This window comes from Cohnella sp. SGD-V74, from assembly GCF_003001675.1.
Lineage (GTDB): Bacteria > Bacillota > Bacilli > Paenibacillales > Paenibacillaceae > Cohnella.
The window spans coordinates 21,743-34,085 of record NZ_PVYW01000037.1 but is presented as its reverse complement, the minus strand read 5'-3'; the positions used below and the strand labels follow the sequence as shown (position 1 = coordinate 34,085).

At 56.2% G+C, this 12,343-nt stretch carries 15 protein-coding genes and 1 riboswitch; of the genes, 10 read left to right on the top strand and 5 right to left on the bottom strand.

The genetic code is table 11. The annotated features are described in order from the left end of the window. Window positions 1–1,166: 1,166 nt before the first annotated feature. The 3 genes from B0G52_RS34525 to B0G52_RS34520 form a co-directional block, all read right to left on the bottom strand. Window positions 1,167–2,063, bottom strand: a complete 897-nt coding sequence (locus tag B0G52_RS34525; protein ID WP_233163356.1) for a LysR family transcriptional regulator — start codon at window positions 2,061–2,063, stop codon at window positions 1,167–1,169. Between the two features lie 48 nt (window positions 2,064–2,111). Then, the gene (locus tag B0G52_RS35800) at window positions 2,112–2,282 is read right to left on the bottom strand and encodes a hypothetical protein (RefSeq protein WP_158223997.1); all 171 of its coding nucleotides are present in this window, start codon (window positions 2,280–2,282) and stop codon (window positions 2,112–2,114) included. 186 nt (window positions 2,283–2,468) lie between these two features. Next, entirely contained in the window at window positions 2,469–2,690 is a 222-nt protein-coding gene (locus B0G52_RS34520; protein ID WP_094050984.1) for a DUF1128 domain-containing protein, read from the bottom strand. A 160-nt stretch (window positions 2,691–2,850) separates the two neighbouring features. Here B0G52_RS34520 and yyaC point away from each other — a divergent pair, with 160 nt between their 5' ends. The 7 genes from yyaC to B0G52_RS34485 all read left to right on the top strand — a co-directional run bounded on the left by yyaC (window position 2,851) and on the right by B0G52_RS34485 (window position 9,363). Beyond that, complete coding sequence (gene yyaC / locus B0G52_RS34515) at window positions 2,851–3,417, top strand: spore protease YyaC (protein WP_233163354.1); 567 nt, start codon at window positions 2,851–2,853, stop codon at window positions 3,415–3,417. Next, window positions 3,410–4,222, top strand: coding sequence for an alpha/beta fold hydrolase (locus B0G52_RS34510; RefSeq protein WP_094050982.1), 813 nt, complete (start codon window positions 3,410–3,412; stop codon window positions 4,220–4,222). Before yyaC ends, B0G52_RS34510 begins: the two co-directional genes overlap by 8 nt. Before the next feature lie 10 nt (window positions 4,223–4,232). Beyond that, window positions 4,233–4,877, top strand: coding sequence for a DUF6483 family protein (locus tag B0G52_RS34505; protein WP_143762687.1), 645 nt, complete (start codon window positions 4,233–4,235; stop codon window positions 4,875–4,877). Next, window positions 4,874–6,064 carry a class I SAM-dependent methyltransferase gene (locus tag B0G52_RS34500; RefSeq protein ID WP_233163353.1) on the top strand — a complete coding sequence of 397 codons (1,191 nt, stop codon included), beginning with the start codon at window positions 4,874–4,876 and terminating at the stop codon, window positions 6,062–6,064. Before B0G52_RS34505 ends, B0G52_RS34500 begins: the two co-directional genes overlap by 4 nt. A gap of 177 nt (window positions 6,065–6,241) precedes the next feature. Further along, window positions 6,242–7,897, top strand: coding sequence for a histidine kinase N-terminal 7TM domain-containing diguanylate cyclase (locus tag B0G52_RS34495; RefSeq protein WP_233163351.1), 1,656 nt, complete (start codon window positions 6,242–6,244; stop codon window positions 7,895–7,897). A gap of 84 nt (window positions 7,898–7,981) precedes the next feature. After that, a riboswitch (cyclic di-GMP riboswitch) is annotated at window positions 7,982–8,068 on the top strand. Window positions 8,069–8,172: 104 nt separating this feature from the next. Continuing rightward, window positions 8,173–8,868: a PilZ domain-containing protein gene (locus B0G52_RS34490; RefSeq protein ID WP_094050980.1), complete on the top strand. Its 696-nt coding sequence runs from the start codon at window positions 8,173–8,175 to the stop codon at window positions 8,866–8,868. Window positions 8,869–8,997: 129 nt separating this feature from the next. Continuing rightward, on the top strand, window positions 8,998–9,363 hold the full coding sequence (locus tag B0G52_RS34485) for a hypothetical protein (RefSeq protein WP_094050979.1): 366 nt from the start codon (window positions 8,998–9,000) through the stop codon (window positions 9,361–9,363). Between the two features lie 76 nt (window positions 9,364–9,439). Here the strand turns inward: B0G52_RS34485 and B0G52_RS34480 are convergent, their stop codons facing one another. Together B0G52_RS34480 and B0G52_RS34475 are read right to left on the bottom strand one after the other, a co-directional pair. Beyond that, a complete protein-coding gene (locus B0G52_RS34480) occupies window positions 9,440–9,751 on the bottom strand; it encodes a dehydrogenase (RefSeq protein WP_094050978.1) in 312 nt (103 codons plus the stop codon). Window positions 9,752–9,811: 60 nt separating this feature from the next. Continuing rightward, the gene (locus B0G52_RS34475) at window positions 9,812–10,267 is read right to left on the bottom strand and encodes a cupredoxin domain-containing protein (RefSeq protein WP_094050977.1); all 456 of its coding nucleotides are present in this window, start codon (window positions 10,265–10,267) and stop codon (window positions 9,812–9,814) included. A 194-nt stretch (window positions 10,268–10,461) separates the two neighbouring features. Here B0G52_RS34475 and uptA point away from each other — a divergent pair, with 194 nt between their 5' ends. From uptA to B0G52_RS34460, 3 genes are read left to right on the top strand one after another with little or no spacing between them, the layout of a single operon-like run. Continuing rightward, entirely contained in the window at window positions 10,462–11,073 is a 612-nt protein-coding gene (uptA, locus tag B0G52_RS34470) for an undecaprenyl phosphate transporter UptA (protein ID WP_094050976.1), read from the top strand. Window positions 11,074–11,111: 38 nt separating this feature from the next. Then, window positions 11,112–11,678 carry a thioredoxin family protein gene (locus tag B0G52_RS34465; RefSeq protein WP_094050975.1) on the top strand — a complete coding sequence of 189 codons (567 nt, stop codon included), beginning with the start codon at window positions 11,112–11,114 and terminating at the stop codon, window positions 11,676–11,678. A 13-nt stretch (window positions 11,679–11,691) separates the two neighbouring features. Continuing rightward, on the top strand, window positions 11,692–12,318 hold the full coding sequence (locus tag B0G52_RS34460) for an MBL fold metallo-hydrolase (protein ID WP_094050974.1): 627 nt from the start codon (window positions 11,692–11,694) through the stop codon (window positions 12,316–12,318). The last annotated feature ends 25 nt before the right edge of the window (window positions 12,319–12,343 follow it).

Sequence of the window (12,343 nt, the reverse complement as noted above, 5' to 3'; positions counted from 1 at the left end):
CAAATAAAGCCGCGCGGCCAACGAAGAGAAAACAAGTAATCTCGACAAGACTGCTCGTCCGGAAACAATGCCATAAACTTGCGAATGGACGCCATCGTATCTCCTCCATCACAGAAATAGAACATTTGTTCTTATTTCATCATACCAAACATTAGTTCTCATTTCAACTCAAAATTGCGAATAAATAGGAATCTTCACGATTTTTCCTGTGCCCGGGAACGCCTTTGTGTCTCAAAATCGGCTTCCCTGAGTGAATGGCAGATAGGTGGGCCGGGATGAAGGAGGGGGCGAGAACCGATGTACGGAACAAGGACAACAAGGCAACAAGGATAACAAGGCAACAAGGATAACAAGGCAACAAGGATAACAAGGCAACAAGGACAACAAGAACAAGGACAAGAACAAGGACAAGAACAAGGACAAGAACAAGGACAAGAACAAGGCAAGAACAAGGACAAGAACAAGAACAAGAACAAGGACAAGAACAAGAACAAGAACAAGGAAGACGACTGCACGGGAGAGGTGGTCATTGGCTGGACAGATAATTTTGAGAAGTAGTTTCGACGGAAATCTTAAAATACGCAGTATGAAACGGGCGACCAAGGGGATCTGCACATGACTCAGGTAAGGGGAATGTGCGATACGTCGGAGGATAGATAGTAAAAATATGGAAGAGGATTTACTCGGAGTAGGTCGGGGTATAGGGGAAGTATGGAAGAGGGCTGACTCGGAGTAGGTCGGGGTATAGGGGAAGTATGGAAGAGGGCTGACTCGGAGTAGGTCGGGGTATAGGGGAAGTATGGAAGTCTGCTAACTCGGTCGGAGTAGGTTGGAGTATGGTGAATAAAAATACGGAAGTAACGCGATCAGGGGAAACTGGGCGTCGGATGATGAAATGGGGCGATAAGTTAAAGCTGCGGGTACGAGTGCATACGGAACAAAACGAAAAGAAATAGAGAGAGTGGTATCTGCACATGACTCAGGTAAGGGGGAAATGAGATAGGCTGGAGGACGGGAAGTAAGAATATGGAAGAAAATCGAGGGGAGGACGGAGTAGGGGAGGGGAGTCACCGTAATCGGAAAAAGCAATCCGGGAGAGTCGGGATGCCAGGGCGTGATTGCATCTTTGCGCGCTGTTCATCCGACTCGGGCGGAATGCGGTTAGGTTAAGAGATGTGGGTCTCGACGGAAGGAAAGGCGTCGCCGCATTTTCCTTCGAGCAGGTCGATCAGGTGACGGATGGCGGGACTGAGCCATTTTTTCTTGTGATGAACGATTTGCGTGTAGAAGGTGATATCCGTATGCGTAAAGGGGAGAGTGACCAGCTTGCGCTCGATTAGTTCGCGGGTGACGGTGATCCGGGGGACGAGCGCGATCCCGAGACCATAGCTCACGCACTGCTTGATTGCTTCAAGACTGCCGAATTCGTGCAAGATTTGATAGTTGATCCCATGCTGGCCCAGCAAACGTTCCAACGCAGCCCGGTAAGTGCAGCCCTGCTCGGTTACGATCAGGTACTGGCCGTTGAGATCCGCGACGCCGACATGTTGCAGGGCGCTCAAGGGGTGCTCGGGATGGGCGACGAGGACTAGAGGCTCTTGGCGGACGATGATCGATTCGATGTCTTCGTCGTCGATCGGCAGATCCATTAGAATGCCGACATCCAACTGGCCGGTGCGAATGGCTTGCAGGATGGAAGGTTCGGTAAGCTCGTTCACCTGCAGGTTGATCTGGGGGAAGCTTTGCAGGAAGCGATGAAACAGCGGAGGAAGCAGAAAGGCCATCAGCGACTCGATCGTTCCGATTTCCAGAATGCCCTTCGCCTGTCTGGCGATCGTCCGCTTGGAATCGTCGTACAGCTCCAGGATGAGGGCGAAAGTTTCCCTCAGCTGCTCTCCGGCAGAAGTAAGCCGCATGGATCTGCCGTATCTCTCGAACAGGACGACTCCGTATTCTTGCTCCAGCTTCTGAATTTGCGCGGTTACGCTGGACTGCACGTAGCCGAGGTTTTCCGCCGCTTTGGTGAAGCTTTGACAGCGCGCGACTTCCAAAAAAGATTTCATGTAAATTAAATCCACGCTTATCAACTCCCCTTCGCGAACCGTTTGCTGTTATTTCGAAAAGTAATTCGCGGCAAACAGAATCGTCAGCAGTCCCACCCACTTTTTCCGCGAGGGGACGGCTTCGTTCTCGAACGCCTTGGCATGGAATTCCAACGCTCTCTCCAGCAGAATCCGATCGCTTTCCAATATTTTATATGCCGTGTATTCGTGAAGCAACATCTTTCTCGCCTCCCAATTTTTGTTGATAATCATCATATCAGCGCTTGGGGAGAACGAGTTAGCGAGTTTTTTTCATACTTACGATCGTTTTTTTCGATGGAAACGCCATCATGGCGATTTCGACAAAACGCAAACAGCGCGGGCCTGATTGTCGTCCGCGCTGCCGGGTCGTATGATGAGCGGGGATTAGCCCCGGAGCTTGCCCAACTCGGATACGAGGGCTTCGACTTCGCTGATGCTGAAGCGCTCCTTGGAATTGACCATGTCGTAGATGTCTTTCAAGTCCTCGTATTTGTCGACCGAAAAGCCGGAGGCCTGCATCGCGGAGCCCGTAGCCATGCGCAGCTTGGACTTAATCGCCTCGATCATATATTCCACGTTTTCTTGCGTCGGTTGGTTCAGATCCATCGGTTTCTTCCTCTCTGGCGTATATAGGATGCTGATATTGTACCATAGGAAGGGGCGATTCGCTCGCTTGCGTACGAATGAGCGCAGGCATAAAAGTGGAATTCCGCTTGCCGGAGTGGTAACCTGAGAAAAAGAAGAACGGAAGATGGGAGAGAGTCTGATGACCGATCGCAAGCCGGAGGAAGCCGACCGGGTCGACGCCGCCGGACTGCAGGCTTTCGCAAGCCGAATTGTCTCCGATCATGCGAGAGAGGAACTGATCTTCCTGTGCATCGGAACGGACCGGTCAACGGGCGACAGCCTGGGGCCGTGGGTTGGCACGCTGCTGGAGGAACGGGGCGTCCCGGGCGTGCTGGGCACGCTGAAGGATCCGTGCGACGCGAATACGCTGCCGCAGCTTGCGCGGACGCTGCCGGACGACGCGATCGTCATCGCGATCGACGCTTGTCTGGGACGTCCGGAGAGCGTAGGCATGTTCCTGGCGAGGAAGGGGCCGCTCGTTCCGGCTCGCTCGGTGAACGGGAGCTTCGGCGCCGTGGGGACTTACAGCATAGCGGGAGTCGTAAACGAGATCAGCCTCAAGCCTTACTGGACGCTGCAATCCACGTCGCTGTACCGCGTTATGCGGATGGCTGAGGAGATCGCCGACGCGATCGCGAGCGCGGTGATGGGACAGGATGAACAACATTTTAATCCGAACGCAGAAAGGACAAGCGCATATGAATAAAAAACAATTGTCTACCGGAGTTGCGGTTGCTTACGAGGAGGCGGGCGCAGGAGAGCCGCTCGTTCTTCTCCACGGTTTTTGCGGAAGCCGCGGATATTGGGAGAAGACCCTCCCTCATCTCGCCGAGTTCGGTCGCGTTATCGCCCCTGACTTGAGAGGACACGGAAGCTCCGATGCCGCGGGGACGGAAGACCGCTACGCGATGGAGGACTTGGCCGACGACGTCGCCGCCTTGATGGACGAGTTGAATCTGACGAAGATCAGCCTGTTCGGGCATTCCTTGGGCGGTTACGCGGCTTTGGCCTTCGCGGAGAAATATCCGGAACGCCTAAGCGCGCTGGGACTGGTGCACTCGACCGCTTTCCCGGATACCGAGCAGGCGAAGGAAAACCGACTCAAGGCGGTTGAAGCGATCCGCTCGCAAGGGGTGGCCCCGTTCGTCGACGGCCTCGTTCCGAAGCTGTTTGCCCCTAACCACCGGGAGGACAGGCCGGAGTTGGTCGCGAAGGCGAAGGAAATCGGCTACGGAACGTCTGCGGAAGGAGCTGTAGGCTGCGCGCTCGGAATGAGGGCAAGGCCCGATCGCGTGTCCGTTCTGGAACGGCTGAGTCTGCCGATTCTGCTGCTTGCGGGGGAGTCGGACGAGGTCGTGCCGCCCGAGAAAAGATTCCCGGTATCCGGGGACAACGTGACGGCGATTACGCTGGAAGGCGTCGGCCATATGGGGATGATGGAAGATCCGCGGGCGACGGCCGCGCGCATCGGGGAGTTTTTGAAGCGGAATCGGGGGATTGACGGTGTTTGAGAGGGATTATTTGATTCGTCTGTTAACGCAAGCCGGCCTTATGCTGGGCAAAGCGGCGGGACTGAGGCAGCAGCAAAAGCAGCGGGAGGCGCTCGATCTGATCGACGAGTTTCTCGGCCGGGAGTTAAGATTGCGTTCGCGGCTGGCGATGGGGCTGAGCGACGACGATCTGCTGTCGATGCTCTCGGTGACGGGAAGCCCGAATGCGGAATCGGTCGCCGTCGTTGCGGCGTTCTTGCAGCAGGAGGCGGATTTGCTGCACGATCTGGGGGAGACGGGGGAGAGCGTGCCGAGATACGCGAAGGCTCTCCGGTTAAGCCTGTTCATGCTGCGCCACGGCATGGAGATCGACGGTTGGGACGTTCGCGCCAGAGTGTCGGAGCTGCTGAAGGCGTTGGAGCCCTATGAGCTCGATGCGGAAACGAGAAGAGCGATGTGGCGATGGCATGAAGCGGAGGGCAGACTGGCGGAGGCGGAAAACGAGCTCTACGAGCTTGCGGACGAACAAGCCGTGACGAAGGCGGAAGGCGACGGTTTCTACGAGCGGCTGGCGGCTTGCGCGGACGACGTTCTTGAAGCCGGAGGCTTGGCGCGGGAAGAGTTGGAAGAAGGACGCCGGCAGTGGGCGGCGTTGATGAAGGAGAATGTGTCGTGAGCGGGAAAGTCGGGCAAGAGGAGTGGCTGGCGCTGCTGGAGAAGGTCGCGGAAGGGGAACGTCTGGTGCAGGCGGTATTCAGTTCCCCCAAGCGCAAGGACGGGACGATCGCCCGCAAAGCGACCGTAAGGCCCGTTCAACTCAAAAACGGACTGCGCTATCAGTTCGAACGGCTTGCGGACAACAAGGCGTTCCATGAAAACGTGAGCGCGGACGAGTTGGCGGACAAGCTGGCGGCCGAGATGAACGGCTACAAGCAGGCGCTGATCCAAACTACGGAAGCCGACATTCAGGCGCTCGCCAACAAGAAGGGCGAGCTGACGCTGATCTTCAAGGCGAAGTCTCCGGACGAAGGGGGAAAAGGCGCGAAAGCGAAAGCAGTTCCCCAGCCGCACAATCGGGACAAGCGGTATGTTCTTCCGGAGGGAGAGCCGGTTCCGTTCCTGATCGCTCTGGGCGTGATGACGGCTGAAGGCAGAATCGTCAAAGCGAAGTACGATAAATTCCGGCAGATCAACCGTTTTCTCGAGATGGTGGCCGACGCGGCGCCCGAGCTGCCCAAGGACAAGCCGCTGCACATCGTGGACTTCGGCTGCGGGAAGTCGTATTTGACCTTCGCGCTCTATCACTATTTGGCGATCAAGCTGGGGATGTCCGTCCGCATCTTCGGGCTGGACCTGAAGAAGGACGTTATCGCGGATTGCGCCAAGCTCGCTTCCGAGCTCGGCTGGAGCGATCTGACGTTCGCCGTGGGGGATATCTCGGATTTTGAGGAGCGGGAGTCCGTCGATATGGTCGTCACCCTGCATGCCTGCGACACGGCTACGGACGCCGCGCTGCTGAAGGCGATCGGGTGGGGGGCCAGCGTTATTCTGTCCGTTCCCTGCTGCCAGCACGAGCTGTTCCGCCAAATTTCCCAGCCGGTGCTGCAGCCTTTGCTGAAGCACGGCATTCTGAAGGAGCGGTTCGCGGCGCTGGCGACGGACGCGATCCGGGCGAATTTGCTGGAGCTTGCCGGCTACCGCACGCAGCTGCTCGAGTTCATCGATCTGGAGCACACGCCGAAAAATTTGCTGATCCGCGCGGTCAAAGCCAGAGGTAAGCAAGACGTCGAAAATCTCCGCTCCGAATACGAGCGTTTTCGGGACTTTTTGTCCGTTTCTCCGTTTATGGACAGGAAAATTTAAGTAATACGACTAAAGTCTCATAAAAATAAGTAAAAAAGTCCTTGAAAATAAATAAAAAATATATAAAATGAAGGCTTTCGGTGGATATCCGGTTGTCGGAAAAAGCGGCGATATGGTAAAATCAAACATGCCTGCCGCATTTTTTTATTCAAGCCCCTTTATGAAAAGGTGAATGCCTTGGGAGTCCAATGGATTGATTTTATCCTTTTTCTGATGCTCTTTCTATTATTCGTCGGCGTGATTGCCGTTAATAGAATTACGACGACGCATAAAGTGTATTTGGCTTTTCATTTTGTCATGATGCTGTGGCCGCTTGGGCAGTTCGCGGTTAAGCTGACGGATTTCCCGGGCGTTCAGCTGTTTTTTATCAACTTATCCTTCGTAGCCATGGGGATGCTTGGTCCCGGCTGGCTATTCTTCGTCTTCTTCCTCACGAGCAAGTCGGCCCAGCTGAAGGGCGGACGCATTCTGCTGTACATTACTCCCGCGGCGCTGTGCATCGCGGCGGCCATGTGGAACCCGAACAGGCTGTTCATGGCCCCGGTGGTCGACAGCTACACGGACCGGGACTACGGTCCTCTGTTTTGGCTGCTCGTGCTCGTCCAATTCGCCTACTTCTTCGTCGCTCTGTTGAATATGTTCCACGCTTTGAAGTCGGTAACGTCCGTAAACCAACGCAAGCAGCTTGCAACCGCTTTAATCGGGATGTTCGTGCTGACGGGACTCGGCCTCTTGGACGTGTTCGTCAACGTGCTTCTCGTAGAGTGGCTGCCGGTCGTGCCGGGCTTGCTCGCGCTGGGCATTCTGCTCTCCGATCTGTGCTTCGTTATCGCAATCTATCGATTCGGCATGTTCGATATTTTGAGCATGGCGCAGCGGGATATTTTCGAGCATATGACGACCGGAGTCATCGTCGTGGACGAGAACGGCAAGGTGCTGGAAGTGAATCGGGGGGCGTCCCCTCTCGTGCAGGTGATGAAAGGCGAGACGTTCGAGATGGAGAAGTTTCTGGCTCCTCTGCAGGTGCAGGGGGAAGTCTACGAATTTCTGTACCGTTACAATCATCATCCCCACGAGAAGCTGCAGATGGAGTTCTCGCTTCAGGATTCGTCGGGAAGACACGTATCGATCCAGATCTCTCCCGTCCTAGACAGCCGCAAAACACTGCTGGGAAGAATCATTACTTTCCACGACGTCTCGGAGCTGCGCAAGCTGGTCGTGGAGATGAATCGCAAGAACGAGGCGCTGCACGAGCGCAATCTGGAACTGATCACGATCCAGGAAGAGCTGTTCCGCGTCAATCAGAAGCTGGAGCAGATGGCCGTTACCGACGGGCTGACCGGCTGCTTTAACCGGAGATATCTGATGCAGCAGTTGGAGCATGAAGTGCTGCTGAACATGAGGTATCAAATTCCGTTCGCCATCTTCCTGTTCGATATCGACCATTTCAAGCAAATCAACGACAAATACGGCCATCTTGCCGGCGACGAGGTGCTGCGCAGCACGGCCGAGATCGTTCGTTCCATGCTGCGGAGAACGGATATTCTGGCGAGGTACGGGGGAGAAGAGTTCACCGTGTACCTGCCGCATACGAACCGGGAGCAAGCGGAGCTGCTGGCGGAGAGAATCATGCTCGCCGTCGGGGAGAACCAGGTGGAGGCCGGGGCGGACAAGGTCGGGGTCACGATCAGCATGGGCGTGCTGTCCGAGTCCAGCGAGAACTTGAAGTTCAACGATCCGAAGGAATATTTGCGAGAGGTGTTCTCCAGCGCGGACTCCGCTCTGTACAAAGCCAAGAACGAGGGAAGAAACCGCGTCGTCATGGCTCGCTGACGGGCTGGCGCTCCGGCGGATCGGCAAAAAAACATATGACGAAAAGTTGCCGAATATGGTACAATCATTCCATTAGAAGACGGATTTGGATAAAGGCAAACTTGCTGAAAAGCAAGGACGCAAAGCTACAGGGTCTAATGTCCCGAGGACGATGACAGCCTGGCTGCCGATAGTCCCTACATGGATGATTCAGGCGAAACGGGCTGCTCCCATAGAGGGGTTGCCTGTTTTTTTTCGTATAGAAGTCAAGCAGTCAGGAAGGTGGTTGGGCGGAGATGGCGCATACCGGAGACAACAGAGCCGCATTATCCGATCTGGACAAAGATTTGCTTCCCTTAAACGTGCTGTTGCACTGCCGGACCGTCGTGGAAGGGAAAAATTTCGTGACGACGGGCGTCATGACCCATGTGGAGGGTGAATTGTTCGAGGTTGAGCTTCCGGAATTCGAACAGTTCGAGCTCGGGGAAACGGTAAAGATGACCGTGTATTCGCCCGCGGGAATTCAATCGATGTCCTCGATCGTATTCGCCAAGTACGAAGGAGCGATCGCGCTCTTACAGCCTCCCGAGCTGCAAAAGCGGTTCAAAGAAAGAAGGGAACATCCGCGGGTCGAGATCGAAGGGAAGGCCCAGATCGTCCGAGTGCTGGGCAGTTCCGGCGAGGAGCGGGAGATCGACGATTCCGACGGCCTCACGATTCATGATATCAGCATATCCGGAATCAGCTTCTCGGGCATGGACGCGCCGCATTTCGCGACGAAGTCGAGGCTCAGGGCGACGGTCGAGATCGGAATCTCGTTCGACTGCGAGCTGGAGATCGTCCGCCGCGAGCGACAGGAGAACGGGATGCATTGCGGGGCCAAGATGCACGTTCTCGAACCGGAGATGCTGCGTCCTCTGCGCGCGCTTATTTTGCGCCAGCAGGTGCAGAAGAACGCGAATGCGCGCCGCAGTCTGAGCAAGAAACGTTAAGCGAAAGCGGGATACGGGATATTCGAGGAAATCTGCGAATATGGACGAGGCGATGGGAGGGTGTCCGTTTAGCCGTTTGCGACTCCGGCATAGATTGGAGGTAAACGGCAAGAAGGGGGGATATCCTTAATGGCCATTCGCTATCCGAAGCCCCCGAAAAGGGATTCCAAGCGATCCAAAGTGTTGAAGACGAATACGGTTCCCGCTCAAATTGCGCGCACCGGCAACAGCGGCCAGACGTTTAGCCGGCTTACGGTCGTATGGGTGCAGAGCACCGGCGTTCCGTTCGACACGACAGGTTTTTTCGCCCGGATATATCGCGGCAGCCAACTGGTGGACACGGCCGATTTCGACCGTTACGGCGTCGTGCGTTTCAATAACATCCGCACGTTGACCAATGTCGCCTACACGCTGCGCGTCTATAACAACAACGGCGTTCTGTTCCGTACCCGCACCATTCCGGCGGGCGTGCAGACGTTCGCGATTATCAACTGATCGGCTTGGACGGCCGGACCGAGGAAATGAAGAAGGGTTGGGCACAGCCGCAATCGGCGGCGCCCAACCCTCTTCTTTATCCCCCGAACGCTTCCCGGAAAGCTTTCGTCAGCTTCGTCCGATCGACGTTCCACAGCTGGGCGATGTCGCCGCTGACTTCTTCTTCCCACCAATCGGCCAGCTTTTTGCGATTGCTCTTGTTTTCGGAGATCCACATCAGATTGCCGATCACCCGCTTGAAGTACAGCTCCTCGGCTTCCCGGACGAGCGGGGCGGGGACGTGCTGCTTCAGCCTTTTGACGGTCCGGTACAGCTCGTTCGAGCATGCCCGGCGAATGCCGCGCGGCGTAGGCAGCGGGGAGGAGTGCTTTTCCTGGAACATTTTCATCGGGTCCACCTGCCTCTCTTCCATACCCTATGCGGGGAAGAAAGGGGCGGTCACCGCGAGTTACTGAATAACGAGATAGCCGACCATAGGGCCGCCGGTTTTCGGGTCGGCGTGCGTCTGGCAGACGATGGAGTAGATGCCGGCTTCCTTCGGGGTGAAGTTGACGACGGTCGTTTTGCCCTTGCTGATATTGCCCTTGATATCGAGTCCTTCGATGACGAACGGGTGGGACTGGCCGTTGATGCCGGTAATCCGAAGCTCGACGGGGACGCCTTTTTTGGCGACGACCGTGCCCGGGTAGAACAGGTACGTTTCCAGCTTCTTGCCGTTGTCCCCTTGAGCCGTGAATTCGCCTGTCGTCAGATGCAGCACTTGCTTGGTCGCTTCGCCGCCCGCAGGAGCCAAGGCGGGTTTCGATTGCTGCCAGCCGATATAGGCGCCGGCCAGGATCACGACGGCCGCGATGACCGCGTACAACTGGATTTTCTTACGGTTAAGAATGACGATTTTATTCATTCCGCTCTCTCCTCTTCAACTTTGTCCACCTAATCGAATTCTATGCGTAGGCCCGTCCGCTCATGACAAGCCTGCAACGATTTTGCGCGAGCGCCGTATAACTGGAAGGAAGCCGCGAGCCTGTGCTAGAATGAAGACGGCTGACGGAGGGGCAGAAGGTCTCTATCAATGGGGAAAAAGGCAGGTTGTAAACGATGATGGATACGCTGCACGAATGGTTGTCGCAATTGTTGGCCTGGGTCGAAAGCTTAGGGTACTGGGGCATTATTATCGGATTGGCGATCGAAGTCATTCCGAGCGAAATCGTATTGGGGTATGCGGGATATCTCGTCTATCAGGACATTATTTCTTTCCCGGTTGCCGTTATTTGCGGAACGATCGGCGCCATTTTGCAGCAGTGGCTGCTCTATGCGATCGGCCGCTACGGGGGAAGGCCGTTTGTAGACAAGTTCGGCAAGTACTTGCATTTGAAGGCCAAGCATATCGATCTTGCGGAAAAATGGTTCGAGAAATACGGGCCGATGATCGTGTTCACGGGCCGTTTCGTGCCGGTTATGCGCCAGGTCGTGTCGATTCCCGCGGGAATGGCGCGCATGAACCTGTGGAAGTTCACGTGGCTCACGCTGCTCGCCTCTATTCCGTGGTCGATTCTGTTCGTGTGGCTGGGGTCCTCTCTCGGCGAGAACTGGGAGAAGATCGACGAGAAGGCGGCTCCGTACATACAGCCGATCATCCTGATCGCCATAGCGCTGCTGGTCGTTTTTTTCCTCGTCCAATATTTGCGCAAGAGAGGCAAAAGCATCTAAAATAAAGACAACACGGAACGAGAGAGGAGCTTGGACGAATGAGCCAACTGATCGCCAGCAAATTACATAAAGGATTGTCGCCCAACCAGTTTATCGAGGGGATGACGAAAAACCGGGAAACGTTCGAATCTTGGCTGAACCGGTTCGAATGGCATACGGAGGAGCTCGAGGAGTTTTACGATTCGCTGAACAACCGGGATGACCTGCGCTGCATGATTTTGGCCGCCGATTGGTGCGGCGACGTCGTGCGCAACGTGCCGGTCGTGTTCAAGGCGATGGAGAAAGCGGGCATCCCGACGGAAGTGCTGATCATGGAGGAAAACCTCGATTTGATGGATCAGCATCTGACGATGGGCGGACGCGCCATTCCGGTCGTTCTGTTTATCGATACCGGCGGTCACCTGCTCGGCAAGTGGGGCGCCCGTCCGAAATACGTGCAAGAGGTCATGACCGCGTTCAAGACGGAAAACCCCGATCGCGAAGCGCCGGACTACCAGGAGAAACTCACCGAGGCGAGAAAGGAAATCGGCCGCCGCTACGGGGAAGACACTGCGTATCAGAAAGTCATTCTGGAGGAAATCCGCGACATTCTGTCCGGAGTGTGAGGGTCGACGCACGATGCTGACTTTTCAAAGATTCGCGCTTGGAGCGCTGCAGACGAACGCTTACGTTGTCGTTAACGAAGACAGAACCCGCGCGGTGGTCATCGACCCCGGAACGGCGGACGGCGCGCTGATGCGCAAGCTGGACGGCCTGAAGGTCGAGGCGATTCTGCTGACGCACGCCCATTTCGACCATATTGGCGGAGTGGACCATCTGCGCAAGAAATACGGCTGTCCGGTCTACCTGCATCCCGCCGAGCGGGATTGGCTGACGGACGCGGGGAAAAACGGCTCGGCGCGCTGGGCCGACGTCACTCCGCCGATCACGACGGAGCCGGCCGAGCATGAGTTGGCCGACGGCCAAGAGCTGGAGCTGATCGGCGAGACGTTCCGCGTGAAGCATACGCCGGGGCATTCGCCGGGAAGCGTCGGCTTCCTCGTCGGCGATCTGCTGTTCGCGGGCGACGCGCTGTTCCGGCGGTCCGTCGGGCGGACGGATTTGCCCGGCGGCAGCCAGGAGCAGCTATCCCGTTCGATCAGGGAGAAGCTGTACGTGCTGCCCGACGATACGCTCGTTCTGCCGGGTCACGGACCGGAGACGACGATCGGGGAAGAGCGGCGAGAGAACCCGTACGTGCGCTAGGCCGTGCATGCATATATGCCCTAGA